A 24616-nucleotide genomic window follows, 5' to 3' on the forward strand; every position below is an offset into this window, starting at 1 on the left:
GCACGGGGGTTCGCCGTGCCCCGCGCGGCGACGCATCGGGGGATGTATGCATCGGCGTGTGACCGCCGCCACCTTCGCTTTCGCCGCGGCCCTGGGCTGCCTCACCGTGCCCTCCAGCCGTACGGCGACCGCCGCCGGGCCCGCTCGCGACACCTGCGAGCCCGCGGCCGCGCACCTCGCCGGAGGCGCGCGAGAGCCGTACGGCGCGGGCCACGCGGCGCACGGCTTCGGGCGGGGGGCACACCACGCCGAACTCGAGGCGCGCGCGGGGAGAGCGCGCGAGCCGTACGCCGGCGCGGCGCGGATGGCGCGGCCGGAGGGGCGCGAGCCCTACCAGCCGGGGCCGCGCGACCTCGCGGAGATGGACGAGCGGCTGCGCCGGGCGCCGGGGGCCCGGATGGCCCGGCAGGAGCTCGTGGTGCCGGTGCGGGTGCACGTGATCACCGACGGGCGCAAGGGCGCGACCGACGCCGACGTGAAGCGCCAGATCGCGGTGCTGAACGACGCCTACGGCGGCCGGAAGGGCGGCGTGGACACCGGCGTGCGGTTCCGGCTGGCGGGCGTGGACCGCAAGGTCAACGCCGAGTGGTTCCGCGACCCGCTCAACAACGAGCAGGCCATGAAGACCGCGCTGCGCCGGGGCGGCCCGGAGACGCTGAACCTCTACATCGCCCAGCTCAGCCGGCTCATGCTGGGGTACTCGACCTATCCTCACTGGTACGAGCGGGAGCCGCGGCTCGACGGCGTGGTGATCGACTGGCGGACGACGCCGGGCGGGTCGCTGAAGGACTTCGACCACGGGTACACCGGCGTGCACGAGATCGGGCACTGGCTCGGGCTGCTGCACACCTTCGAGAACGGCTGCCACGGCCGGGGGGACCGGGTCGCGGACACCCCGCCGGAGGCGACGCCGACCGAGGGCTGCCCGAAGTTCAAGGACACGTGCAAGGCGCCGGGGGCGGACCCGATCCACAACTTCATGGACTACGCGCACGACCGGTGCATGCGGGAGTTCACGCGCGGGCAGGCGGATCGGATGCGCGCGGTGTGGCGGGCGTACCGGGTGGCGGGGTCGCCGCCGCAGGAGCAGATGCGCAAGCCCGGACTGCTGCCGGGCACCGGCCTCTGACCGACCCGGGGCGCGGGCGGGACCGTCTCGCCTCCGTTCCGGTTCCGGCGGCGGCATCGGCTTCGCCTCCGGCATCGGCTTGGGTCCCGGCATCGGCTTGGGTCCCGGCATCGGCTTGGGCTCGGGCATCGGCTTGGGCTCGGGCATCGGCTTGGGCTCCGGCATCGGCTTCGCCTCCGGCATCGGCTTCGCCTCCGGCATCGGCTTGGGCCCAGGCTCCGGCACCGGCCTCGGCGTCGGCCTCGGCGCCGGCTCGGTTCTGGGTCTGGCCCGTCGCCGAGTCCGCTCCGGCCGCGGTGACGGCGCCGGGTCAGGGTTGTGGTGACCTGGGGGGATTCGGGAGGGTTTGCCGATCCTTGTTCGGTTGGTACCAAACGATACGGACGCGTACCCTAACTCGGTGAGCGCCTCCCCGGACCTGAAGTCCCCTCCCGCGGAAGATTCGAAGACCTCCATCCTGACCGCCCGCTACCGCGCGACCACGCTGGGCATCCTGCTCGTGGTCACGCTGATCGCGTTCGAGGCGATGGCGGTGGGCACCGTGATGCCCGAGGTCTCCGTGGACCTGAAGGCGCTCGACCTGTACGCGTGGAGCTTCTCCACGTTCCTCATGGCCGGCCTGTTCATGAACGTCGTCGCCGGTCAGTGGTCCGACCGGCACGGGCCCAGGGTGCCGTTCCTGCTGGGCGTGATCGTGTTCGGCGCGGGCATGGTGCTCGGCGGCCTCGCCCCGGGCAAGGAGCTGTTCATCGCGGCCCGCGCGATCCAGGGCTTCGGCGGCGGCGCGGTCATCGTCACGATCTACGTCATGATCGCGCGGGCGTACCCCGACGCGCTGCGGCCCCGCGTCTTCGCCGCGCTGTCGGCCGCCTGGGTGCTCCCGTCGATCATCGGGCCCACCATCGCCGGCGTCGTGGCCGACCTGGCCTCCTGGCGGGCCGTGTTCCTGGCCATCGTGCCGCTGGTCGTGCCCGGCGTGATCATGCTGATCCCCGTGCTGCGCTCCGCCGGCGCCGAGGACCGTACGGCTCCCGCCGGACGCTGGGCCTGGGGCCGTACCTTCGCCGCGACGGCGGTCATGGTCGGCGCGGGGCTGCTGCTGTTCGGGGTCGAGCGGCTGCACACCGGGCCGGCGCTCGCGGTGCCCGCCGCGCTGGCCGGGCTCGTCCTCCTGGGCGCGGGCCTGCCCCGGCTGCTGCCGGCCGGGGCGCTGCGGTTCGCCCGCGGGCTGCCCACGACGATCGTGATGCGCGCGGTGCTGGCGGCGGCGTTCTTCGGCGTCAACGCCTTCATCCCGCTGATGCTGCACGACGTGCGCGGCTTCACGGTCGCGCAGGCCGGGATCGCCCTCACGACGGGCGCGCTCGGCTGGTCCCTCGGCTCCTACCTGCAGAGCCGGCGGTCGTACGACCGGGTCACGCTGGTCCGGGCCGCCACGGTGCTGGTGGCGGCGGGCGTGCTCCTGTCGATCCTGGCGGTCGTGCCCGCGATCACCGGCTGGGTCTCGGTCCCGGCCTGGATCGTCGCCGGGCTCGGCATGGGACTCGGCGTGGCCAGCGTGAACGTGCTGATGATGCAGCAGTCGGCGCCGGAGGAGCAGGGGCGCAACTCCGCCGCGCTCCAGGTCGCGGACACGCTCGGCTCCGCGCTCGCGGTCGGGTTCGGCGGCGCGATCACCAACGGCATCGGCCACGGGAACCTCCCGCTGGGCATCGCGGTGACCTTCGCCCTCATGGCGGCGATCGCCCTGGCCGGCACCGGCCTGTCCGCCCGCATGCGCACCCGCTGACCCACCCGCCCCCACCCCGACGCCGCGCCCCCCGCACACCCCGCGCCCCACATGCCCACGCCCCACGGGTCGCGCGCCCTACGCGTCGCGCGTTCCATGCACCCCGCCCCAGCGCGTCCCGTGCCTGCGCGTCTCGTGCCTCTCGTCCCCGGCGTTGTGCGTCCCGGAGGCATGCCCCCGGGCCTCACCTTCGCCGTGATCATGCGGTTTTACGCACACCCTGTGCTTGAAACCACATGATCACGACGAGAGGTGGCGAGCCGATGAGGGGCGGGGAGGCCAGGCCGGGGGGCGATGCGGCCGGGGTCAGGCGCCGAGGGTGCGGATGGCCGAGACGAGGAGCGGCCAGAAGCGGGCCGCGTCCAGGGTGACCCCGACGTGGGCGTTGGGCTCCCAGTCCGTACGGCCGAGCAGGTCGGCGACGGTCGCGCCGCGCGTGTGCTCGCCCCGCAGCTCGACCCGCAGCGCGGTGTGGGCGCACTCGATGAGGGACTCGTCGATGACGTACGCCACGGCGACCGCGTCGTGGACGGGCGGGTGCGGGACGCGCCAGACGGTCCGGTAGGACTCGGCGTAGTACGTCATGAGCTGGACGCACGCGTCGGCGAGCGGGGTGCCGAGGGCGGCGATCGACTCGATGATGTCCGGGGTGGCCAGCGCCTGGTAGGTGACGTTCAGCCCGTGCCAGACGGTCGGGACGCCGGACCGCAGCACCTCGTCGGCGGCCTCGGGGTCGGCGTAGGTGTTGAACTCGGCGTACGGCATGGCGTTCCCGCGCTCCGTCGAGCCGCCCATGATCACGACGCGGGCGACGCGGGAGCGGTCCCCGGGGTACCGCCGGAACAGCGTGGCGATGTTCGTGAGCGGGCCCACCGCGATGATCGTCACCGGGGTCTCGCTCTCGCCGAGGAGGCGGTGGATCAGGTCCACGGCGTGCTCGCCGGCCAGCGGGGTCTCGGGCTCGCCGACCGTCAGCGGGCCCAGGCCGCTCTCGCCGTGCGTGTGGTCGGAGATGTGCGGGTCCTGCGCCAGCGGCCGGTCGCACCCGGCGGCCACCGGGACGCCGGTGATGCCCGCGAGGTCGCAGACGCGGCGGGCGTTGCGCGTGGTCTTGTCGAGGCCGACGTTGCCCGCGACCGTGGTGATCGCCAGCAGGTCGATCGCCGGATCGGCGGCGGCCAGGACGATCGCCAGGGCGTCGTCCACGCCGGGGTCGCAGTCGAGGATCACCGGAACGGGCATCGCCACTCCCTGGGGCGTCCGCGTGATCGGCCCCGCCGGCGCCGGGCCCTGTCTCGGCCCCTGTATCGCTACAGCACCCCTGGCGCTTCCGGCGGGTAATCGTTTTCCCGTAAAACGTACCCAAATCACGATCATCCCGCAACCCCGGACGGAGAGGGTAGACCGCCGAAACGCCGTCAGGGGCGGGATTTCCGAGTATCCCGCCCGGGTCCGGCGTACGGACTTGCGGCCACGCGACCGGCCGATCACAATGCGTACCAGGTCTTCACGGGGAGCATTGGGTAAACGATTGTCCAGCAGTGACAGGGCGACGATCCACGATGTGGCACGCCGGGCCGGGGTCTCGATCGCCACCGCGTCCCGGGCTCTCTCCGGCCGCCGCCGGGTCACCCCGGACGTGGCCGACCGGGTCCAGCGTGCCGCCGAGGAGCTCGACTACCGCCCGAACACCGTGGCCCAGGCCCTGCGCGGCCAGAGCACGCGCATCGTCGGCATGGTCGTCCCCGGCATCGGCGACCCCTTCTTCACCCAGATCGTCGAGGCCGTCGAGCACGACCTCGCCGGGTCCGGCCGCGAGTTGCTCCTGTGCGACTCGCGCCACGACCCCGCGATCGAGGCCCGCCGCGTCCGCGCCCTCCTCGAACGCCAGGTGGACGGCCTGGTCATCACCCCCTGCGACGCCACGGCCAGCGTGCCCGCCGTACGCGAGGCGGCGCGGAGCGTGCCGACCGTGCAGATGGACCGGTACGTCGAGGGCGACGTCACCGACTGGGTCGGCGTGGACGACGAGTCCGGCGTGAACCAGGCCGTCGCCCACCTGGCCGACCGGGGGGCCCGCCGCGTCGCCTTCGTCGGCGGGGCCCCGGCCGGCTCGACCGCCCGCGTGCGCCTGGAGGCGTTCGAGCGGGCCGTGGCCGCCCGCCCCGGGGTGACCGTCGCCGCCCGCGCCCTGGGCGACTTCAGCGTCGAGCACGGCCGCCGGGCCGCCCGCGAGCTGCACGCGTCCGGCGACCTGCCCGACGCGATCCTCTGCGGCAACGACCAGATCGCCGTCGGCCTCCTCCGCGAACTGCGCGCCGCCGGGGTGCGCGTCCCCGCCGACGTCTCGGTGGCCGGCTTCGACGACATCGGCTACGCCGCCCTCACCGACCCCCCGCTGACCACCGTCCGCCAGCCCGTGCCGCAACTGGCCACCGAGGCGGTCCGCCTCCTGACCGCGCCCCCCGCCCCCGCCCGTCCCCCCTGCCGCATCGCGGTCTCCCCGACCCTGGTGATCCGCGCCTCCACCAGCCCCTGAGCCCCGCACCGCCCGAGCGGGTGACGGGAGGGCCCCGGGAGCGGATACTCGGGGTCCAGGGCGGACGGCCGCGCGATCAGGGAGGCGTGGTGCAGGAGGGGCGCGGGAGGGCCGGGGACGGCGGGCTGCCGCCCGGGGTGCGGCCGATGTTCCCCTCCGCGGACGAGGACGAACTGCCGCCTTCGGGCAGGCACTACCGCAGGCCGGTGCCGCCGCGGCAGGCCCGGCGGTCGTGGGGCGCGGCCCTGCTGGTGGCGGCGGCGGTCCTGGCCGGGGTGGGGGCGGTGCTGCTGATCCGGGGCGCGGCCGGGCCGGGCGAGGAGCGGCTGAGCGATCCCGTGGCGCGCGTGAGCTACGCGGTTCCGGACGGGTGGACGCGCGGGGCCGAGGCGTCCACCACGTCGTTCACCTCGGGCATCTCCCTGGACGAGCGGAGGGAGGACGGCTCGATCGCGGCGGCGGCGGTGCTGGTGGGGCCGTGGGACGGGCCGGGTGACCCGCCGGAGGAGGGCGAGTCGCTGCGGCGGGCGGCGGCCGAGGTGTCCGAGCGCTACGCCGCGCTGTTCCTGCACGCCAGGCCGCTGCGGCCGGGGGAGGAGGGGCCGCTGACCATCGGGGGCCGGCCCGCGTACTCCCGCGAGGTCGGCGCGGTCTACGACGAGCTGACCCCGCCGGCGTACCTGCGAGCCGTGGTCGTGCTCGCCCGGGACGGACGGGCGGTGATGATCGTGGGCCTGGCCCAGCCCGACGGGGACGACCGCCGCGCCGCGATCGACGCGGTCGTGCGCGGCCTCCGCCTGGGCTGACGCCGTACCGCGTGAGGGGGCCCGGGGCGGGCCCGCCCCGGGCCGTACCACAGGACGGCCGGGCGGCATATCACGCCGGGGCCGGGTTGCGAAACAACCACGGCTCACGGCACGTCCTGTCGGTCTCTCCGACTACTCTTGTGCCACCGTGAGCACCTTTGCCTCCCCGTCAGCCGCGTCCAACCTGCCGCCCGCGTATCCCGACCGCGCGGCCTGGGGCACCGCGCCCAAGCTGCGCGCCTGGCAGCAGGAGGCCTTCGACCTCTACTTCCGCCAGGCCCCCCGCGACTTCCTCGCGGTGGCGACCCCGGGAGCGGGCAAGACGACCTTCGCCCTGCGGATCGCCAGCGAGCTGCTCGCCACCGGCGTCATCCGCGCTGTGACGATTGTCACGCCCACCGAGCACCTGAAGCGGCAGTGGGCGGACGCCGCCGCCCGGGTCGGCATCGCGATCGATCCGGAGTTCAAGAACAGCCAGGGCACCACCTCGCGCGACTACACCGGCGTCGCGATCACGTACGCCCAGGTCGCGATGCACCCCGCGCTGCACCGCGCCCGCACCGAGGCCCGCAAGACCCTGGTGATCTTCGACGAGATCCACCACGCCGGCGACGCCAAGTCCTGGGGCGACGGCGTGCGCGAGGCGTTCGAGCCCGCCGCGCGCCGGCTGGCCCTGACGGGCACCCCGTTCCGGTCCGACACGAACCCGATCCCGTTCGTGTCGTACGTCGAGGACGGCGAGGGCGTCCTGCGCTCGGTGTCCGACTACTCCTACGGGTACGGCCCGGCCCTCGCCGACGGCGTCGTACGCCCGGTGATCTTCCTGGCCTACGCCGGCGAGATGCGCTGGCGCACGCGCGCGGGCGACGACATCACCGCGACCCTGGGCACGCCGCTCACGAAGGACCAGCTCTCGCAGGCGTGGCGTGCCGCGCTGGACCCCAAGGGCGACTGGATCCGCCAGGTGCTCGCGGCGGCCGACCGCCGGCTGACCGAGGTACGGCGGGGCATGCCCGACGCGGGCGGCCTGGTCATCGCCTCCGACCACGAGAGCGCCCGGGCGTACGCCAAGCACCTGCGCACGATCACCGGGCAGGGCGCGACGGTCGTCCTGTCCGACGACCCCGGCGCGTCCAAGAAGATCAAGCAGTTCTCGGCGAGCGAGGAACGCTGGCTCGTCGCGGTCCGGATGGTCTCCGAGGGCGTGGACATCCCGCGCCTGGCCGTGGGCGTCTACGCCACCTCGACCTCGACGCCGCTGTTCTTCGCCCAGGCCATCGGCCGTTTCGTGCGTGCCCGCAAGCGCGGCGAGACCGCGTCGGTCTTCCTCCCGTCCGTCCCGGTGCTCATGGGGTTCGCGGGCGAGATGGAGGCCGAGCGCGACCACGTCCTGGACAAGAGGCTCCCCGACGACGACTTCCTCAACGACTCGGCGCTGGAGGACGCCAACCGCAAGAAGGACACCCCGGACGCGGTGGCCGACGAGCTGCCGTTCGAGACCGTGGAGGCGTCGGCCACCTTCGACCGCGTCCTCTTCGACGGCGGCGAGTTCGGCACCTCGGCGGCCCCCGGCTCCCCCGAGGAGGAGGACTTCCTCGGCCTCCCCGGCCTCCTGGAGCCCGACCAGGTGGCCGTCCTGCTCCGCAAGCGCCAGTCCGACCAGCTCGCCGCCCGCCGCAAGAACGAGGCCAAGGAGCGGCCCGAGCCGGCGATGAGCCCGCACGAGGAGCTGGCCAACCTCCGCAAGGAGCTGAACGGCCTGGTCGGCGCCTGGAACCACCGCACCGGCCAGCCCCACGGCGTCATCCACTCCGAACTCCGCCGCGCCTGCGGCGGCCCCCCGGTAGCCCAGGCCACCGCCGACCAGCTCCGCGACCGCATCGCCAAGATCCGCCAATGGGCCACCCGCCCCTCCCGCTGACCCCCCTTTGCGATTCGATTACCTTTCCGTCCGTTCGGCGGATTGGGTGGTGTCGGTTTCTTGCCAGTGCTGGGCGCGGAGGGCGGCGCGCCAGGCGGCGACGCCCAGGACGGCGGGGACGAACGCCATCAGCAGGGCGGCCGGGTCGATGTCCCCGATCTTCGCGCCCAGGATGGACTCCACGCCGGACATGCCGAGCGCGCCCGCCGCGCCGAGGAGCACGGCGGGGGCGGTGAGCAGGCAGCCGACGACGAACCAGAGGCGCCGGCTCCGGTGATCGCGCCACATGGTGGGCACGATGATGCCCCCGGAGCGCTCCTGGCGGTAGAGGGCGTCAGCGGACGATCGGGGCGCCGGTGAGGGTCACGCCGGCCTCGCGGAGCTGGGCGCGGGCCTTCTCGCTGGTCTCGGGGGCCACGCCCGCGGTGAGGTCGAGGAGGACCTCGGTGTCGAAGCCGGACTTCTTGGCGTCGAGGGCGGTGGCCCGGACGCAGTGGTCGGTGGCGATGCCCACGACGTCCACCTTGTCCACGCCGCGGGACCTGAGCCAGTCGGCCAGGCTCTCGCCGTCCTCGGTGGAGCCCTCGAAGCCGCTGTAGGCCGCGCTGTGGGCGCCCTTGCTGAAGACGGCCTCCACGGGGGTGGTGTCGAAGGCGGGGTGGAAGGCCGCGCCCTCCGTCCCGGCGACGCAGTGGGCCGGCCAGGAGTCCACGTAGTCCGGGGTCTCGGAGAAGTGGGGGCCGGGGTCCACGTGGTAGTCGCGGGTGGCGACCACATGGGCGTACTCGCCTTGGTGCTTGGCGACGTAGGCGGTGATCGCCTCCGCCACCTCGGCGCCGCCGTTCACGGGCAGGCTGCCGCCCTCACAGAAGTCGTTCTGCACGTCGACGATGACCAGAGCCTTAGTCATACCCCCGACCTTATGTCACCCCGACGAGAAGGAGACGTAAGGGTCCGAGTCGGGTTGCGGGTATTACCGGAGGGGGTTAATGTAAGGGGCGTAGAGCGATGCAGGGTATTACGAGGAGAGACCTGTGACTCCGCACTTCATGGAGGAGTACATCCGGGCGCGGCAGGACGACGCGCTGCGCGAGGCCGCCGAGCAGCGGCGGCACGTGTTCCCCCGGCGCCGGTCGGCGGGGCGGTTCAACCTGAGCAGGAAGGCGCGATGACGGTGACGACGGACTGGGCCGGGAGCTGGCTGGAGAGCTGGGACCGCCAGCAGGAGTACTACATGCCCGACCGCGAGGAGCGCTTCGCGGCCATGTTCGAGCTGGTCGAGAGCGTCACCGGGCGCTCGCCGCGCATCCTCGACCTGGCCTGCGGGCCGGGCAGCCTCAGCCACCGGCTGCTGGAGCGGCTGCCGGACGCCCGGATCGTCGCCGTGGACGTGGACCCCGCGCTGCTCATCCTGGCGCGGGAGAGCCTGGGCGAGCGGGTGACCGTGGTCCGCGCCGACCTGGGTGAGCCGGACTGGACGTCCCGGCTGCCGGAGCGGGAGTTCGACGCCGTCGTGACCGCGACCGCGCTGCACTGGTTCGACGAGAAGGGCCTGACCCGCCTCTACCGGGACCTCGCCGGCGTGCTCCGCCCCGGCGGCGTCTTCACCAACGCCGACCACATGCCCGCGCTGCACCCGCGCTTCGCCGGCGCGGTGAACGCCAAGCGCGAGCGCGACCAGGAGTCCCTGCGCGCCGAGGGCGTGCTCGACTGGAAGCAGTGGTGGCAGGCCGCCGCCGAGGACCCCAAGCTCGCCGACGCGGTGGCCGAGCGCACCGCGTTCTTCAGCGGCGACCACGCCTCCGTCGAGTTCATGCCCCCGGCCTCCTGGCACCTGGACACGCTGCGGGCGGCCGGCTTCGACGCCGCCTCGGAGATCTGGCGCGGCTTCGACGACGCCGTGATCGCCGCCATCCGCTAGCGGCGGCCCCATCGGGCCCGGCCCGCCGTACGGCGTGCTCCCACCTCGCCGTGCGGCGGGCGGCCGCGTCCGGCCGGCCGCCGGAGAGCCGGCCGCCGGAAAACGGTGGTCAGGCGGTGATCAGGGTGGTGGGGATGGCCACGTCGCCCCGGGAGAGCTGGAGGGCGGGGGCCGGGAGCTCGGCGATGGCACGGGCGTGGCGGGCGCGGGCGTCGGCGAGCGGTTCGCGGCCCACGATCTCCCCGCCGCTCACGAGCTGGGCGAGCAGCGGCCGGTCCGACGGGCCGGGCACGTCGCAGTGCGCGCAGACGATCTCGGCCACGGCGGTGCCCGACTCGTCGAAGCGACGGTACGCGTGCTTGCGCCCGCCCACGCTGGGCTTGCCCACCGAGCGCTTCGCCACCGGCTTGAGCTCCCCGGACTCGTCGGCGCGCGCCACGAGCTTGTAGACGAGGGACGCGGTGGGCGCGCCGGAGCCGGTGACCAGGGACGTCCCGACGCCGTAGCCGTCCACGGGGGCGACGGCCAGGGCGGCGATCGAGTGCTCGTCCAGGTCGCCGGTGACCACGATCCGGGTCTGGTCGGCCCCCAGCGCGTCGAGCAGCCGGCGCACCTCGCCCGCGGCCAGCGCCAGGTCCCCGGAGTCGATCCGGACCGCGCCCAGCCGGTGTCCGGCCAGCTCGACGGCCGTGCGCACCGCCTGCTCCACGTCGTAGGTGTCCACCAGCAGGGTCGTCCCGGGCCCGAGCGAGGCGAGCTGCGCCTTGAACGCGTCCGCCTCGCTGTCGTGCAGCAGCGTGAACGCGTGCGCCGCCGTCCCCGCCGTGGGGATGCCGTAGCGCCGCCCCGCCGCGAGGTTCGACGTCGTCGCGAACCCCGCGATGTACGCCGCCCGGGCCGACGCCACCGCCGCCATCTCGTGCGTACGGCGTGAGCCCATCTCGATCAGCGGGCGGCCCCCGGCGGCGTGCGTCATCCGCGAGGCCGCCGAGGCGATGGCGCAGTCGTGGTTGAGGATCGACAAGATGACGGTCTCCAGCATGACCGCCTCGGCGAACGTGCCCTCCACGACGAGGATCGGCGAGCCGGGGAAGTAGACGTCGCCCTCGCGGTAGCCGTACACGTCGCCGGAGAAGCGGTATTCGGACAGCCAGCGCAGGGTGGACTCGTCCACGATCCGGCGTTCGCGCAGGAAGTCCAGCTCCTCCGGGCCGAACCGGAAGTTCTCCAGCGCGTCGAGCACCCGCCCGGTGCCCGCGACGATGCCGTAGCGCCGCCCCTCGGGCAGCCTCCGGGCGAAGACCTCGAAAACGGCCCGCCGATGGGCGGCGCCGCTGCGCAGCGCCGCTTCCAGCATCGTCAGCTCGTAGTGATCGGTGAGCAACGCCGTGCTAGTAGCCACGATGTGAAGATTATTGCCCCGGTGGTGCACCATGGAGAGGTGGGTACCACTGCACCGGTCGAGCTCGAACGTCCCGACGTCCACCAGGACGTGCGGCCCGACCTGCCGTGGCTGGCGATCGTGTGGAACGACCCGGTGAACCTGATGTCGTACGTCACGTACGTCTTCCAGACGGTTTTCGGCTACCCGAAGTCCAAGGCCGAGAAGCTGATGCTCGACGTCCACCACAAGGGCAGGGCGGTGGTCGCGAGCGGCACCCGCGAGGAGATGGAGCGCGACGTGCAGATCCTCCACGGCTACGGCCTGTGGGCGACGGTCCAGCAGGACAAGGCGTGACCGATCCGCGCACCCGGCGACCGGCCGTACGGCGACCGGGCGCACGACGGCCGGGCGGGCCGGGGACGATCACACGGGGAACGGCCCCACGGGGAACGGCCACACGGGTAACGGCCACACGGCGGCGGGAAGCGAGGGGAGAGCGCGCGTGAACGGCAACTTCGCGCCCGCTCCCGGCGGCGGCGTCGCGCTGCGCCTGGACGCCGGCGAGGTGGCGATCCTGCGTTCCCTGGTGTCCCAGCTCATGGGCCTGGTCGAGCCCCCGGAGACGCACGACGACCCGCTCGCCCGCGCGGTGGGCATCTCCGCGTCCGCGGCCACCCCGGCCGACCCCGTGCTCGCGCGGCTGTTCCCCGACGCCTACCCCGAGGACCCCGAGGCCGCGGGCGAGTTCCGCCGCTACACCGAGGGCCAGCTCCGCGAGGGCAAGCGCGCCGACGCCGCGGTCGTGCTGGAGACCGCGAACCCCGGCGAGGCCGTCCTCGACGCCGAGCAGGCGCGCGCCTGGCTGCGCTCCCTCAACGACGTACGGCTCGCGCTCGGCGTGCGGCTGGAGGTCACCGAGGACACGCACGAGGAGATAGCCCGCATGTCCGAGGACGACCCGCGCTACCCCGTCTTCGTGACGTACGACTGGCTGACCTTCCTCCAGGACTCCCTCGTCCGCGCCCTCTGGTGACGGGTCCTGGGAGGGTTTTTGACATCTTGATGTGAGAAAGCGCGGTTCTGCTTGGTCCTGTCGGATTTGAGCGCCTAGCGTCACGTGGATGATCGACGCTTTCATCGACTCCCTCCCCAAGGCCGAGCTGCACGTCCACCTGGTGGGCTCGGCCTCGCCCGAGACCGTCCTGGAACTCGCCGCCCGGCACCCCGGCCACCGGCTGCCCGGGACCCTCTCCGGCCTGCGGGACTTCTTCGAGTTCCGCGACTTCCCGCACTTCGCCGAGGTGTACGAGGCGGTCAACGAGGTCGTGACCACCCCCGAGGACGTGGCCACGCTCGTGCTCGGAGCGGCCCGCGACCTCGCCGCGCAGAACACGCGCTACGTCGAGCTGACCGTCACGCCGTACTCTCACCAGCGCCTGGGCATGCCGATGCCCGAGGTCACCGAGGCCCTGGACATCGCGTCCAGGAAGGCGCGCGAGCGGTACGGCATCCGCGTGGCCTACATCTTCGACATCCCCGCGGAGTGGGGCGCCGACTCGGTGCGCGGGACGCTGGAGCACGCGCTGAACCACCCGCCGGAGGCGCTGGTCGGGTTCGGCATGGGCGGCATCGAGGAGAGCCGGGCGGCGATCCGCGACGAGCTGCGCGACGCCTTCCGGGCCGCGGTCGCCGCCGGGCTGCACAGCGTCCCGCACGCGGGGGAGATGACCGGGCCGGAGACGATGTGGGAGGCGCTCGAGGGGCTCAAGGCCGAGCGCCTCGGCCACGGCATCGCCTGCGTCCGGGACGAGCGGCTGATGGCGTACCTCCGCGACAACCGGATCCCGCTGGAGGTCTGCCCGACGTCCAACGTGTGCACCAAGCAGGTCGGGGCCATCGAGGACCACCCGTTCCCGCGCATGCTGGAGGCGGGCCTGGTCGTCACGCTGAACAGCGACGACCCGCCCATGTTCGGCACCACCCTGAGCGGGGAGTACCGCGCGGTCGCCAGGGCCTTCGGGCTCGGCGTCAACGAGCTGGCCGATCTGTCGCGGACGGCCGTGACGTCGTCGTACCTGGACGAGGTGGGCAAGAAGGAGATCCTTGCCGAGATCGACTCGGTCGTGGCCGCGACCAGGGGCTAATCTTCGGTCCATGCTGACGATCACCCGTGATCTGGTGGACCGGATCATCGCCCACGCCCGCGCCGACCACCCGGACGAGGCCTGCGGCGTGATCGCGGGTCCCGCGGGGTCGGACCGGCCCACCAGGTTCGTCGCCATGACGAACGCCGAGCGCTCGCCGACGTTCTACCGCTTCGACTCCATCGAGCAGCTCAAGGTGTGGCGCGAGATGGACGACCGCGACGAGGAACCCGTCGTGATCTACCACTCGCACACCTCCACCGAGGCGTACCCCTCGCGGACGGACATCTCGTACGCCATGGAGCCGCAGGCCCACTACGTGCTGGTCTCGACCCGGGAGGACCTGGAGACCGACCGGCTCGTCGTGGACGGCGTCGAATTCCGGTCGTACCGGATCCTGGACGGCGAGGTGACCGAGGAAGAGGTCCGCGTCGTCGAGTCCTACGCCTGAGTGGGCACGAGAGGCCAGAACGGTAAGCTGAGGGTCATGAAGACGGTCGATCAGGGTTTCCGCGGGGCGCGTGTGTCCGCCGTGCAGAACTTCCTGTTCGGTCACACCCCCGCCGTCGTCGTCTACGACTGTTCCGGCCGCTGAGCCGGGCGCCCCTCGGCGGGGCGCCTGGTTCCCCGCCGCTGGAATCCCCCGCCCGCGGGCGCTGTTGTGCGCCCATAGGCACGACGATGGAGACTGTCATGGCTATCGAGGTTCGAATCCCGACGATCCTGCGCACCTACACCGACGGCGCCAAGGCCGTGGAGGGCAAGGGCGGCACGCTCGACGAGCTGATCGGCGACCTGGACGCCCGCCACCCGGGCCTGCGGGACCGGCTGGTCGAGGGCGAGGGGCTGCGCCGCTTCGTCAACGTCTACCTGAACGACGAGGACGTCCGCTTCCTGGGCGGCCTGTCCACCCCCGTCGCCGACGGCGACACCGTCACCGTGCTGCCGGCCGTCGCGGGCGGCTGAGCACCGATGCGCTTCGACTCGCTGCTCGACTCGGTCGGGCGCACGCCGATGGTCGGGTTGCCCCGCCTCTCGCCCTCCGCCGACGTGCGGATCTGGGCGAAGCTGGAGGACCGCAACCCGACCGGCTCGGTGAAGGACCGCCCCGCGCTGTGGATGGTGGCCCAGGCCGAGAAGGACGGGCTGCTCCGGCCCGGGTGCACGATCCTGGAGCCGACCAGCGGCAACACCGGGATCTCCCTGGCGATGGCGGCCCGCCTCAAGGGGTACCGGCTCATCTGCGTGATGCCGGAGAACACCTCGGCCGAGCGCGCGCAGCTCCTCCGGATGTGGGGCGCGGAGATCATCTTCTCGCCCGCCGCCGGGGGCTCCAACGAGGCGGTGCGGGTCGCCAAGGGCCTGGCCGCCGAGCACCCCGACTGGGTGATGCTCTACCAGTACGGCAACGAGGCGAACTCCCGCGCCCACTACGAGACCACCGGCCCGGAGATCCTCGCGGACCTCCCCTCGGTCACCCACTTCGTCGCCGGTCTCGGCACCACCGGCACCCTCATGGGCGTCGGCCGCTACCTGCGCGAGCACGTCCCCGGCGTCTCCGTCGTGGCCGCCGAGCCCCGGTACGGCGAGCTGGTGTACGGCCTGCGCAACGTGGACGAGGGCTTCGTGCCCGAGCTGTACGACGAGTCCGTCCTCACCACGCGCTTCTCGGTCGGGTCGCACGACGCGCTCCGCCGTACGCGCGAACTCCTGGCGGAGGAGGGCATCTTCGCCGGGATCTCCACTGGAGCCTCCCTCCACGCCGCCCTCGGCATGGCCGCGAAGGCGGTCAAGGCCGGTGAGCGCGCCGACATCGTCTTCCTGGTCGCGGACGGCGGCTGGAAGTACCTTTCGACCGGCGCCTACGAAGGCGAGCTGGAGGAGGCGGAGGACCGCCTCGACGGGCACCTCTGGGCCTGACCCGCCCGGCCCTCCCGCCCGCGTCCCTCCCCCGGGAGCCGGAAAGTGGCGGGGGCCACAGCGGATCTTGCTAGGGGTGGCGGGCGGGGCGTCTGTATTGTTGGGGCACTCCCGAATTTTGTTCGAGTAGAGGGCCCGGATGACGAAGTTCGACGAAGCGACTCAGGCCCATCGGGTGGACGAGAACACCTACGACGTCTGCCTCGACCCCGGATTCGCGATCGGGCAGGCTCTCAACGGCGGCTACCTGCTGGCCGTGCTGCTGAGGGCCGTGACCGACGCCTCGCCGCACGCCCATCCCGTCTCGACCAGCGCCCAGTTCCTCCGCGTCCCCGTCACCGGGCCCGCACAGGTGGAGCTGGCCCCGCTCAAGGCCGGCCGCACCGCCGCGATGACCCGCGCGACGCTCGTCCAGGACGGGCGGCCCGTGCTGGAGACGTTGGTCACCACCGCGACCCTCGACCCGGACGCCGAGCCCGTCTGGACCGGCGACCCGGCCGCCGCGCTGCCCCCGGTGGAGGACTGCGTCACGCTGCCGCCGCCCAAGCCCGAGTCCAACATGACGCTCAACGACAAGATGGACCTGCGCTTCGACCCGCCGTCGCTGGGCTGGCTGCGCGGGGAGCCCATCGGGCGGCCGGAGATGCGGGCGTACTTCCGGCTGGCCGAGGAGCAGGACCCCGACCCCTACGTCATCGCGCTCGCCGTGGACGCGCTCCCCCCGACGGTGTTCTCGCTGGGCGCCCGGGGCTGGGCCCCGACGGTGGAGCTGACCTGGCACCTGCGCGCCCTGCCCGCGCCCGGCTGGCTCACGCTGCTCGGCAGCGGCCGGCTGGTCCGCGACGGCTGGTTCGACGAGGAGGTCGAGGTCTGGGACTCCGCCGGCCGCCTGGTCGCCCAGTCCCGCCAGCTCGCCCGCGTCGGCCGGGGCTGACCCCTTCCGGTCGCCGGGTACGGCGCGCCGCCCCGCGCTCCCGCCCGGCCCGGTCCCGGCCGCCCGGCCGGACCGAGGTCGTACGGCGCGGCGGGCCCACGCCGCGCGGCGGGCTCGTGCCGTACGGCGGGCCGCGCTCCGGCCGTACGGCACGCCGGGGCCCGGGCGGGGGCCTGCCGGGTGTGACCGGTCCGACGGGTGGGCGGGGACGGGCAGGGGGTGAAAGGGGAGTAACGTGAAGCCGATCTGTGGACTATGACGTATTTGGTCATGCGGGGGGCGTCTACCTTGGAAAACGTGCGCGAAGCGAGCCTGGGGATCTTCGACAGCGGGGTGGGCGGGCTGACCGTCGCGCGGGCGGTCATGGACCAGCTCCCGCACGAGCCGATCACCTACATGGCCGACACCGCGCGCCTGCCGTACGGACCCAAGAGCATCGCCGAGGTGCGCGCGGCCGCCCTCGAATGCCTGGACCACCTCGTCGAGCAGGGCGTGAAGATGCTCGTCATCGCGTGCAACACGGCGAGCTCGGCGGTGCTGCGCGACGCCCGCGAGCGGTACGACGTGCCCGTCGTGGAGGTCATCCAGCCCGCCGCGCGGCGGGCCGTGCGCGCCACCCGCAACGGGAGGGTCGGCGTGATCGCGACCCGTGCCACCATCGCGTCCATGTCGTACGACGACGCGTTCGCCGCCGCGCCGCACGTCAACCTCACGCGCGTGGCCGCGCCGCGGCTGGTTGAGTTCGTGGAGCGGGGGGAGACGATGAGTGAGGAGCTCATCGAGGTGACGCGCGAGTATCTCCAGCCCGTGCTGACGGGCGGGTGCGACACGCTGATCCTCGGCTGCACGCACTACCCCCTGCTCACCGGGGCCATCTCCTATGTCGTCGGCGACTCCGTGACGCTGGTGTCCAGCGCGGAGGAGACCGCCAAGGACGTCTACCGCATCTTGCACGACCGGGGAATGGCCCGGGACTCCACGCCGGAGCCGCCGGCCCACCGATTCCTCGCGACGGGGGACACCACCTTGTTCGCCACGCTGGGGCGCAGGTTCCTGGGGCCGGAGATCCAGGCCGTGCAACTGGCGCCCGTGGGTTAGGAGACGACCGAGAAGGAGGAGGCGGCGCCGATGCGGCTCACGATCATTGGATGCGCCGGGAGCTTTCCGGGGCCGGACAGCCCGGCGTCCTGCTATCTCTTCGAGGCCGAGGGCTTCTCGATGCTGCTCGACCTGGGCAACGGCGCGCTCGGCGCGCTCCAGCGCCACCACGGGCTCTACGACGTGGACGCGATCTGCCTGTCCCACCTGCACGCCGACCACTGCCTCGACCTGTGCTCGTACCACGTCGTGCGCACCTACACCCCGCAAGGCCCCCTCGACCGCGTGCCGGTGTACGCCCCGGCCGACGCACCCCGCCGCCTGGCCGCGGCGTACGGCATGCCGGAGGAGCCTGGGCTGGAGAAGGCGTTCGACTTCCGGACGCTCGGCGAAGGCACGCGCCGGATCGGGCCGTTCGAGGTCACCACGGCGCGCATGAACCACCCCGTCGAGACGTACGGCTTCCGCGTCTCCCACGGCGGCCGCTCCATCGCCTACTCCGCCGACACCGGCGAGTCCGAGGCCCTGGTACGGCTGGCGCGCGGCGCGGACGTGCTGCTGTGCGAGGCGTCGTTCCTCGACGTCCCGAACCTGCCGACCGACCTCCACCTGACCGGGCGCCAGGCCGCCGAGCACGCGGCCGAGGCCGGGGCGAAGACCCTCGTCCTCACCCACCTCGTCCCCTGGTTCGACCCCCGGGACATCCTGCGGGACGCGCGGACGGCGGGTTACGAGGGGCGGATCGAGCTGGCGAGAAGCGGCGCCACGTACTGAGGCCGCTTCCCCGCGTGCTTCTCGGAGGGGTTCTTCCGGATTCTTCTCCTTGGGGCGGTTCGGCGGGCGGGGGCCGTGCCGGTCTCCGGGGCGCGGCGGGGGCGGGGCCGCACCGGTCCCGTGGGGCGGATCGGAGGGTGCGGGCCGTACCGGTTCCGCCGGGCGGGTGGGGGGTGGGGCCGCACCGGTCCCGAGGCGTTCGTCCTGGCGCGGGCGACGGGGAGCCAGGCACGTCGCGGCTGCTTCTCGTGGGGGCGGGGTGCCCGCAGGGGCGGGCGCGGACACCGGTGATTCGTCCGTCCGGCCCGGCGCGGCCGTACGGCGGGCGGGAGACCCGGCCGGCGCGGGGAGGGGCGCGCGGGCGGCGGGCGGGGCGCGCGGGCTCCGGCCGGGAGTGGTGTCAGTGGGCGGGATGGCTGATCACCGGCGCTAGGCTGGGGGAATGGCTCGCTCCGATGGACGTAATCCCGATCAGCTCCGCCCGGTCTCGATCCAGCGCGGCTGGCTCAAGCAGGCCGAGGGATCGGTGCTGGTGGAGTTCGGCGGCACGCGCGTGCTCTGCGCGGCGACGGTGCAGGGCGAGGTGCCGCGGTGGCGGCGGGGGAGCGGGCTCGGCTGGGTCACCGCCGAGTACTCCATGCTGCCCCGCGCGACGAACACCCGGAACGACCGCGAGTCGGTGCGCGGCAAGATCGGCGGGCGGACCCACGAGATCTCCCGGCTGATCGGGCGCTCGCTGCGGGCCTGCGTGGACTACAAGGCGCTGGGCGAGAACAGCATCGTCCTCGACTGCGACGTCCTCCAGGCCGACGGCGGCACGCGCACGGCGGCGATCACCGGCGCCTACGTCGCGCTGGCCGACGCGATCGCCTGGATGACCGAGCGCCGGATGTGCCCGGGCAAGCCGCTGATCAACTCGGTGGCGGCGGTCAGCGTCGGCGTGGTGAAGGGCGAGCCGCTGCTCGACCTCTGCTACACCGAGGACGTCGCGGCCGACACCGACATGAACGTCGTGATGACCGGCGACGGCGCGTTCGTCGAGGTCCAGGGCACGGCCGAGGCGACGCCGTTCGACCGCGCGACGCTCGACCGCCTCCTCGACCTGGCCGTGGCCGGCTGCGAGGAACTCACCCTGCTCCAGCGGGAGGCTCTGTCCGCATGATCGTCCTCGCCACCCGCAACCAGGGCAAGATCGCCGAGCTCCGCGACATCCTCGCCGAGGCGGGCCTGACGCGGCCCCTCGTCGGCCTGGAGGACTACCCCGAGATCGGCGAAATCCCCGAGACCGGCCTCACGTTCACCGAGAACGCCCTGATCAAGGCGCACGCCGTCGCGAAGGCCACCGGCCTGCCCGCGATCGCCGACGACAGCGGCCTGTGCGTCGACGCCCTCAACGGCATGCCCGGCGTCTTCTCCGCCCGCTGGTCCGGCGTCCACGGCGACGACAAGGCCAATCTCGACCTCCTCCTCGCCCAGATCGGCGACGTCCCCGACGAGCACCGCGCCGCGCACTTCGCCTGCGCCGCCGCCCTGGCCCTCCCCGACGGCACCGAGCGCGTCGCCGAGGGCCGCCTGGAGGGCCGCGTCATCCGCGCCCCGCGCGGCACCGGCGGCTTCGGCTACGACCCCATCCTCGTCCCCGACGGCGACACCCGCACCACCGCCGAGCTCACCCCCGAAGAGAAGAACGCCATCAGCCACCGAGGCCGCGCCTTCCGGGCCCTGGCCCCCCAAATAGCCACCCTCCTGACCTGACCCTTCCCCGCCGTGATCATGCGGTTTGAACACACCCGTGACCAAACCGCATGATCACACCTCGCGTGCGGGGTCGCGGTCGCGCTCGCCCCGGCGTACGGCGTGGACGCGGACGTGCGGCTCGGGATCGCGGCGCTGCGACCCCTCAGCGCGGAGCGCCCAGGGGAAGGTTTCCCGCCGTACGGCTGGCGCGCTGTCCGACGCCCGAATTCCTGCCGTCCACGCCAACCCCTTCAGGCAGTCCACCCCGACACGAAGCAGCCGCCCCGCGCCGAGTTCCCCGCGCCGAGTTCCCCGCCCTCCTCCTCGACCCGAATCCCCAGGGACCCCCACCCCACCCTCCCGCCACCTCCTCACAACCGCGCCACCACCCACCCCCAAAACCTCGCGGTGATCACGTGTCACCTTCCCGGCCCGCCAAGGTCGGCGCCCTCGACGCGTCGATCCCCGGCACCTCGAAAACCTCGCGGTGATCTTGCAGTTTTAATCACAGGGTGTGCGCAAAACTGCATGATCACGGAGAGGGCATGCGGCGGAAGGGGGTCCGCCGCCTGGGTTGGCACTGGCCGGCGCTCGCCGGTGCCTCGCGCGGCGCGGAGTTGGGGCTCGTGGGTCTTTGGCGGTCGGCCGACCCACTTCTGGGGTTTCGCCTACTCGGGGCAAAGTCTCGACGTGTTCGCCGACCGGTTCCCGCTGTGCGCCGAAAGCCCGGAAGCGAATCAGGTGTCACTTTCCCGGCTCGCCGAGGTCGGGCGCCCTCGACGCGTCGTTCCCCGGTACCTCGAAAACCTCGCGGTGATCTTGCAGTTTTAATCACAGGGTGTGCGCAAAACTGCATGATCACGGAGAGGGAGGCGTGTGGTTGGAGAGGGCTCGCGTGGGTGCGGGCGGGCGGGCGTGAGCGGGTGGGGTGACGCGCGGTCCGGCTCGTGGGTCTTGGTGGCGGGTCACTTCCTTCTGGTGGTTCTCTTGGGCGGACTCGGACTCGGACTCGGACTCGGACTCGGGCTCGGGCTCGGGCTCGGGGTCGGTGTGCTTGGCTCCCCTTCCGTGTGGGGGTGGGGGCGGTCCCGAGGCTTTGGCCTTGCGCCGGGAACGGGGAGCCCGGCACGGGGAGGCTGCTTCATGTCGGCGCGGACTGCCCGAAGGGGTCGGCGTGGACACCAGAAATTCTCTGTGTCGGACACGGCGCTAGCCGTACGGCATGGGGAGCGGCGGGGGTCGGGCCGTACGGCATGGGAGGCGGCGAGGGCCGGGCCGTACGGCATGGGAAGCGACGGGGGCCGGGCTGCACGGCATGGGGGGCGGAGGGGGTCGGGCCGTAGGGCATGGGAGACGGCCGTGGCTGGCCGTACGGCCTAAACCGGGCCGGGGCCTTGCGAGAGGAGTTGTGGGGGCGGGCGGCCGTGCGGAGTTGGGGGCCGGGGTACCGAGCACGCGCGGTGTGGGCGTGCTTTCTACGGCATGAGCTGGGTCAGGGGGTGGGGAGGCAGGGGCCGGTGGGGGCGGGGCGGGTGGTGCGGCGGGCGTATTCGGTGAGGGCCGTGAGCTGTGCGGGGGTGGTGGCGTAGACGGTGCGGGGGCGGCCGGAGGTGGGGATGAAGAGGAGGCCGTAGACCTGGCCGCGGTCCGAGAGGAGCGGGGCGCCCTGCGTCGTGGGGGCGAGGCGCGCGGTGGCGGTCAGGACTTCGCGGCGAGTGTCCTGCTTGTCGTAGATGTCGGAGAGGGCGGCGATCCGGCGGGTGCGGAGCTGGACGGGGTCCGGCTGCGTGGGCTCGCCGTCCTGGAGGGCGGGGATGAACGCGCGGGTCGCGGTGCGCCCGGCCGGGTCGAAGCGCAGGGGCTTGGCGGGGAGGCCGCGCACCCGCAGTACGGCGACGTCGCGCACGGGGTCGAAGCGCACGACGGTGGCGGGGTACTCCCGGCCGGCCGAGGTCACCCGGAGCTGCCGCCGCACCCCGGCGACGGCGCGGGCGACGGTCAGCACGTGCTCCGGGGCGTACACGAAACCGGTGCCCTCCGGCTGGCGCGCGCACTGCGGGGCCGAGCCGGTGATCCGGACCACCGAGGCCAGTGCCCGCCTGACCGCCGCCGGGGTGCGGGAGTCCGGCGCCGTGCGGGGGAGCGGCGCGGAGGACGGCGTGACCGTCGGCGAGGCGGAGGCGGTCCTCGGGCCCTCGGCCTCGGCGGGCGCGATCACGGCAGCCCAGGCGAAGAGTCCGGCGGCGATGAACGTCGCCACGATGAGATAGGGAAGGGCCGGCCGCATGACGAGATCCTCCTAGGTCCGGCGAAGACTCTAGCCGCCACGGCCCCCGCATACGGAACTGCGCCTCCGAAGCCCCCGGAGAGGCGGTCTGCGGCCGGTTCCGCTTCTGGCGGTCGCCGCCCGGCGGCCGGTCCCCGTAGCCGGTCGGTCCCCGTGGCCGGTCGGTCCCCGTGGCCGGTCGGTCCCCGTATCCGGTGGGTTCCCCTGACCGGCCGGATCCGGTGGCCGATGGGTTCCCGTAACCGGTCGGTAAGGCGCGGCGGGGGCGGGCGGGCGTACGGTCGCTTCCATGAGTACGAGGGGGAGCGGCCGCGCCTGGGCCGCGTTGCTGGGCGTCGTCACCGGAGCCGTGGCGATCGGCGTCGCCCAGCTCGCCGCGGGCCTGCTCGAACCCCGTGCGTTCCCGGTGCTCGCGGTGGGCGACGCCGTGGTCGACGCGACCCCGGCCCCCGTCAAGGACTGGGCGATCGCCACCTTCGGCGTGTACGACAAGATCGTCCTGATCACCGGGATCCTGCTCATCCTGGCCGCGATCGCCGCCGCCCTCGGCGTCCTGGCCGCCCGGCGCCTCCTCTACGGCTATCTGGGGCTGGCCGTCTTCGCCGTCATCGGCGTGGTCGCGGCCCTCTCCCGTCCCGACGCCGACCCCCTCTACCCGTTCCCCACCCTGGCCGGCATCGCCGCGGCCGCCCTCGCCCTCCGCATCCTGATCCCGCGCGCCGCCCCCCGGCCCCCCGCCGTACGGCACGAGCCCCGGCCGGCCGGCGGATCACCCGAGCCCACCGGCACGCGCGACGAGCGCCACGCGCATGTCGCCCCGGATGACCCCGCACCCGCCGTACGGCACGAGCGGGCCGCGGCCGGCGGGGGCGTGAACCGGCGCGGGGTGCTGGTGGGGGCCGTGGCGGGGCTCGGGGTGGCGGGGGTCAGCGGCGCGCTCGGGCGGGCGCTGGCGGGGCGGCTGGAGGTGGGGGCCGCGCGGAGTGAGGTCGCGCTGCCCCGGGCGGCGGTGCCGGCGAAGGCACTGCCCGCCGGGGCGGACCTGCGGGTGCCGGGATTGTCGCCATTCGTCACACCGAACCAGTCGTTCTACCGCATCGACACGGCGCTGATCGTGCCGCAGGTCGCGCCCGGGGAGTGGCGGCTGCGCGTGCACGGGCTGGTGGACCGGCCCCTGGAACTGACCTACGCGGACCTGCTCCGGCGGCCGATGACGGAGGCGGACGTCACGCTGGCCTGCGTGTCCAACGAGGTCGGGGGAGACCTGATCGGGAACGCCCGCTGGCTCGGCGCCCCGCTGGCCGACCTCCTGCGCGAGGCGGGCGTACGGCCGGGCGCGGACATGCTCCTGTCCACCTCCGCGGACGGCTGGACCTGCGGCACCCCCGTCGAGACGGTGCTGGACGGCCGGAACGCGCTGCTCGCCGTGGCCATGAACGGCGAGGCCCTGCCGGTGCGCCACGGTTTCCCCGTGCGCCAGGTGGTTCCGGGGCTCTACGGCTACGTGTCGGCGACGAAGTGGGTCGTGGACATCAAGGTCACGCGCTTCGCCGAGGACCAGGCCTACTGGACCCCGCGCGGCTGGGCCGAACGCGCCCCGATCAAGACCCAGTCCCGCATCGACGTGCCCCGGCACGACGCGAAGGTGAAGGCCGGGCGGGTGGCCGTCGCCGGTGTGGCGTGGGCGCAGCACCGTGGCGTGGACGCCGTGGAGGTGCGGATCGACGGCGGGGAGTGGCGGGTGGCGCGCCTGGCCGAGACCCCCGGGCCCGACACGTGGCGTCAGTGGACCCTCGACTGGGACGCCGCCCCGGGCCGTCACCGCATCGAGGTGCGCGCCACCGACGTCACCGGGCACACCCAGCCCCAACGCCGCACCAAGCCGGCTCCCGACGGGGCCGAAGGCTGGCACACCATCACGGTCGACGTCACCCCTTGATCCCGCTCCCTTTTTCCTTTTGCCGTCGCGGGCGGGGAGTGGCGATAGCGCTTTGGGTGATCGGGCGGAAATTCAGAGGTTCGTATTTCTTCGGTAGCGAGCGACCTGCGTACTGTAGTTATTTGGGATTAGTCGCCCGGAATTACCCATAGGCCCCATGCGTTATACCTGGCATCACGTCATGGAACGGTCATGACCGGTCGCCGCGCAGGTGACCGCGTTGGGTGGCCGGTCAATCCGGGGCAAATCGGATGGAATGTCCCGGGCGGCGTGATGGTTATACATATCAGACAC

General features: G+C 73.3%; 25 protein-coding genes. 20 read left to right on the plus strand and 5 right to left on the minus strand.

The window, feature by feature from the left end; translation table 11 throughout:
- Positions 1-58: 58 nt before the first annotated feature.
- From D5H75_RS29970 to D5H75_RS29980, 3 genes are all read left to right on the plus strand, one after another.
- Positions 59-1129: a zinc metalloprotease gene (locus D5H75_RS29970; RefSeq protein WP_242454609.1), complete on the plus strand. Its 1071-nt coding sequence runs from the start codon at positions 59-61 to the stop codon at positions 1127-1129.
- 79 nt (positions 1130-1208) lie between these two features.
- Entirely contained in the window at positions 1209-1454 is a 246-nt protein-coding gene (locus tag D5H75_RS42015) for a hypothetical protein (protein WP_202638630.1), read from the plus strand.
- Positions 1455-1529: 75 nt separating this feature from the next.
- On the plus strand, positions 1530-2918 hold the full coding sequence (locus D5H75_RS29980; protein WP_242454610.1) for an MFS transporter: 1389 nt from the start codon (positions 1530-1532) through the stop codon (positions 2916-2918).
- 306 nt (positions 2919-3224) lie between these two features.
- On the opposite strand, the gene D5H75_RS29985 is transcribed toward D5H75_RS29980, so the two are convergent.
- Entirely contained in the window at positions 3225-4160 is a 936-nt protein-coding gene (locus D5H75_RS29985; protein WP_119929917.1) for a nucleoside hydrolase, read from the minus strand.
- Positions 4161-4482: 322 nt separating this feature from the next.
- Between D5H75_RS29985 and D5H75_RS29990 the strand changes: the two genes are divergently transcribed.
- The 3 genes from D5H75_RS29990 (at position 4483) to D5H75_RS30000 (ending at position 8184) form a co-directional block, all read left to right on the plus strand.
- Entirely contained in the window at positions 4483-5457 is a 975-nt protein-coding gene (locus D5H75_RS29990) for a LacI family DNA-binding transcriptional regulator (RefSeq protein WP_242454611.1), read from the plus strand.
- Positions 5458-5546: 89 nt separating this feature from the next.
- The gene (locus D5H75_RS29995; protein WP_147425310.1) at positions 5547-6263 is read left to right on the plus strand and encodes a hypothetical protein; all 717 of its coding nucleotides are present in this window, start codon (positions 5547-5549) and stop codon (positions 6261-6263) included.
- A gap of 184 nt (positions 6264-6447) precedes the next feature.
- Positions 6448-8184, plus strand: a complete 1737-nt coding sequence (locus D5H75_RS30000) for a DEAD/DEAH box helicase (protein ID WP_119929960.1) — start codon at positions 6448-6450, stop codon at positions 8182-8184.
- Between the two features lie 18 nt (positions 8185-8202).
- Here the strand turns inward: D5H75_RS30000 and D5H75_RS30005 are convergent, their stop codons facing one another.
- Both D5H75_RS30005 and D5H75_RS30010 read right to left on the minus strand, forming a co-directional pair.
- Positions 8203-8472, minus strand: coding sequence for a hypothetical protein (locus D5H75_RS30005; RefSeq protein ID WP_119929920.1), 270 nt, complete (start codon positions 8470-8472; stop codon positions 8203-8205).
- Positions 8473-8518: 46 nt separating this feature from the next.
- Positions 8519-9094, minus strand: a complete 576-nt coding sequence (locus tag D5H75_RS30010) for a nicotinamidase (RefSeq protein ID WP_119929921.1) — start codon at positions 9092-9094, stop codon at positions 8519-8521.
- A gap of 124 nt (positions 9095-9218) precedes the next feature.
- On the opposite strand from D5H75_RS30010, the gene D5H75_RS42020 reads away from it, so the two are divergent.
- Positions 9219-9356: a hypothetical protein gene (locus D5H75_RS42020; protein ID WP_202638632.1), complete on the plus strand. Its 138-nt coding sequence runs from the start codon at positions 9219-9221 to the stop codon at positions 9354-9356.
- Positions 9353-10105, plus strand: a complete 753-nt coding sequence (locus tag D5H75_RS30015) for a class I SAM-dependent methyltransferase (RefSeq protein WP_119929922.1) — start codon at positions 9353-9355, stop codon at positions 10103-10105. The genes D5H75_RS42020 and D5H75_RS30015 overlap by 4 nt, the downstream gene beginning before the upstream one ends.
- A 109-nt stretch (positions 10106-10214) precedes the next feature.
- Here the strand turns inward: D5H75_RS30015 and D5H75_RS30020 are convergent, their stop codons facing one another.
- Complete coding sequence (locus D5H75_RS30020) at positions 10215-11507, minus strand: nicotinate phosphoribosyltransferase (protein ID WP_277949985.1); 1293 nt, start codon at positions 11505-11507, stop codon at positions 10215-10217.
- A gap of 39 nt (positions 11508-11546) precedes the next feature.
- On the opposite strand from D5H75_RS30020, the gene clpS reads away from it, so the two are divergent.
- The 11 genes from clpS (at position 11547) to rdgB (ending at position 20114) form a co-directional block, all read left to right on the plus strand.
- Positions 11547-11843, plus strand: a complete 297-nt coding sequence (gene clpS, locus D5H75_RS30025; RefSeq protein ID WP_119929924.1) for an ATP-dependent Clp protease adapter ClpS — start codon at positions 11547-11549, stop codon at positions 11841-11843.
- 148 nt (positions 11844-11991) lie between these two features.
- Positions 11992-12522: a DUF2017 domain-containing protein gene (locus D5H75_RS30030; RefSeq protein WP_119929925.1), complete on the plus strand. Its 531-nt coding sequence runs from the start codon at positions 11992-11994 to the stop codon at positions 12520-12522.
- A gap of 88 nt (positions 12523-12610) precedes the next feature.
- Positions 12611-13633, plus strand: a complete 1023-nt coding sequence (gene add / locus D5H75_RS30035) for an adenosine deaminase (RefSeq protein ID WP_119929926.1) — start codon at positions 12611-12613, stop codon at positions 13631-13633.
- A gap of 10 nt (positions 13634-13643) precedes the next feature.
- On the plus strand, positions 13644-14084 hold the full coding sequence (locus D5H75_RS30040; RefSeq protein WP_119929927.1) for a M67 family metallopeptidase: 441 nt from the start codon (positions 13644-13646) through the stop codon (positions 14082-14084).
- Between the two features lie 242 nt (positions 14085-14326).
- Positions 14327-14599, plus strand: a complete 273-nt coding sequence (locus D5H75_RS30045) for a MoaD/ThiS family protein (protein WP_119929928.1) — start codon at positions 14327-14329, stop codon at positions 14597-14599.
- Positions 14600-14605: 6 nt separating this feature from the next.
- On the plus strand, positions 14606-15553 hold the full coding sequence (locus tag D5H75_RS30050; RefSeq protein ID WP_119929929.1) for a PLP-dependent cysteine synthase family protein: 948 nt from the start codon (positions 14606-14608) through the stop codon (positions 15551-15553).
- A 139-nt stretch (positions 15554-15692) separates the two neighbouring features.
- Positions 15693-16487, plus strand: coding sequence for a thioesterase family protein (locus D5H75_RS30055; RefSeq protein WP_119929930.1), 795 nt, complete (start codon positions 15693-15695; stop codon positions 16485-16487).
- A gap of 270 nt (positions 16488-16757) precedes the next feature.
- The gene (gene murI, locus D5H75_RS30060; RefSeq protein ID WP_422674063.1) at positions 16758-17585 is read left to right on the plus strand and encodes a glutamate racemase; all 828 of its coding nucleotides are present in this window, start codon (positions 16758-16760) and stop codon (positions 17583-17585) included.
- A gap of 30 nt (positions 17586-17615) precedes the next feature.
- Positions 17616-18359 carry an MBL fold metallo-hydrolase gene (locus tag D5H75_RS30065; protein ID WP_119929932.1) on the plus strand — a complete coding sequence of 248 codons (744 nt, stop codon included), beginning with the start codon at positions 17616-17618 and terminating at the stop codon, positions 18357-18359.
- Positions 18360-18801: 442 nt separating this feature from the next.
- The gene (gene rph / locus D5H75_RS30070) at positions 18802-19521 is read left to right on the plus strand and encodes a ribonuclease PH (protein WP_119929933.1); all 720 of its coding nucleotides are present in this window, start codon (positions 18802-18804) and stop codon (positions 19519-19521) included.
- A complete protein-coding gene (gene rdgB / locus D5H75_RS30075) occupies positions 19518-20114 on the plus strand; it encodes an RdgB/HAM1 family non-canonical purine NTP pyrophosphatase (RefSeq protein WP_119929934.1) in 597 nt (198 codons plus the stop codon). The genes rph and rdgB overlap by 4 nt, the downstream gene beginning before the upstream one ends.
- Positions 20115-21588: 1474 nt before the next feature.
- On the opposite strand, the gene D5H75_RS30080 is transcribed toward rdgB, so the two are convergent.
- Positions 21589-22383 carry a trypsin-like peptidase domain-containing protein gene (locus D5H75_RS30080; protein WP_119929935.1) on the minus strand — a complete coding sequence of 265 codons (795 nt, stop codon included), beginning with the start codon at positions 22381-22383 and terminating at the stop codon, positions 21589-21591.
- A 289-nt stretch (positions 22384-22672) separates the two neighbouring features.
- Here D5H75_RS30080 and D5H75_RS30085 point away from each other — a divergent pair, with 289 nt between their 5' ends.
- A complete protein-coding gene (locus D5H75_RS30085) occupies positions 22673-24322 on the plus strand; it encodes a molybdopterin-dependent oxidoreductase (protein ID WP_119929936.1) in 1650 nt (549 codons plus the stop codon).
- Positions 24323-24616 lie beyond the last annotated feature (294 nt).

The sequence above is a fragment of the Bailinhaonella thermotolerans genome, from assembly GCF_003594875.1.
Classification (GTDB): Bacteria; Actinomycetota; Actinomycetes; order Streptosporangiales; family Streptosporangiaceae; genus Bailinhaonella; species Bailinhaonella thermotolerans.

What these genes read in the sequence shown, in the direction of transcription:
- D5H75_RS29985 (WP_119929917.1), bottom strand. Translation starts at nt 4,160, where the DNA reads ATGCCCGTTCCGGTGATCCTCGACTGCGACCCCGGCGTGGACGACGCC.
- D5H75_RS30005 (WP_119929920.1), bottom strand. Translation starts at nt 8,472, where the DNA reads ATGTGGCGCGATCACCGGAGCCGGCGCCTCTGGTTCGTCGTCGGCTGC.
- D5H75_RS30010 (WP_119929921.1), bottom strand. Translation starts at nt 9,094, where the DNA reads ATGACTAAGGCTCTGGTCATCGTCGACGTGCAGAACGACTTCTGTGAG.
- D5H75_RS30015 (WP_119929922.1), top strand. Translation starts at nt 9,353, where the DNA reads ATGACGGTGACGACGGACTGGGCCGGGAGCTGGCTGGAGAGCTGGGAC.
- add (WP_119929926.1), top strand. Translation starts at nt 12,611, where the DNA reads ATGATCGACGCTTTCATCGACTCCCTCCCCAAGGCCGAGCTGCACGTC.
- D5H75_RS30040 (WP_119929927.1), top strand. Translation starts at nt 13,644, where the DNA reads ATGCTGACGATCACCCGTGATCTGGTGGACCGGATCATCGCCCACGCC.
- D5H75_RS30045 (WP_119929928.1), top strand. Translation starts at nt 14,327, where the DNA reads ATGGCTATCGAGGTTCGAATCCCGACGATCCTGCGCACCTACACCGAC.
- D5H75_RS30050 (WP_119929929.1), top strand. Translation starts at nt 14,606, where the DNA reads ATGCGCTTCGACTCGCTGCTCGACTCGGTCGGGCGCACGCCGATGGTC.
- D5H75_RS30055 (WP_119929930.1), top strand. Translation starts at nt 15,693, where the DNA reads ATGACGAAGTTCGACGAAGCGACTCAGGCCCATCGGGTGGACGAGAAC.
- murI (WP_422674063.1), top strand. Translation starts at nt 16,758, where the DNA reads ATGCGGGGGGCGTCTACCTTGGAAAACGTGCGCGAAGCGAGCCTGGGG.
- D5H75_RS30065 (WP_119929932.1), top strand. Translation starts at nt 17,616, where the DNA reads ATGCGGCTCACGATCATTGGATGCGCCGGGAGCTTTCCGGGGCCGGAC.
- rph (WP_119929933.1), top strand. Translation starts at nt 18,802, where the DNA reads ATGGCTCGCTCCGATGGACGTAATCCCGATCAGCTCCGCCCGGTCTCG.
- rdgB (WP_119929934.1), top strand. Translation starts at nt 19,518, where the DNA reads ATGATCGTCCTCGCCACCCGCAACCAGGGCAAGATCGCCGAGCTCCGC.
- D5H75_RS30080 (WP_119929935.1), bottom strand. Translation starts at nt 22,383, where the DNA reads ATGCGGCCGGCCCTTCCCTATCTCATCGTGGCGACGTTCATCGCCGCC.
- D5H75_RS30085 (WP_119929936.1), top strand. Translation starts at nt 22,673, where the DNA reads ATGAGTACGAGGGGGAGCGGCCGCGCCTGGGCCGCGTTGCTGGGCGTC.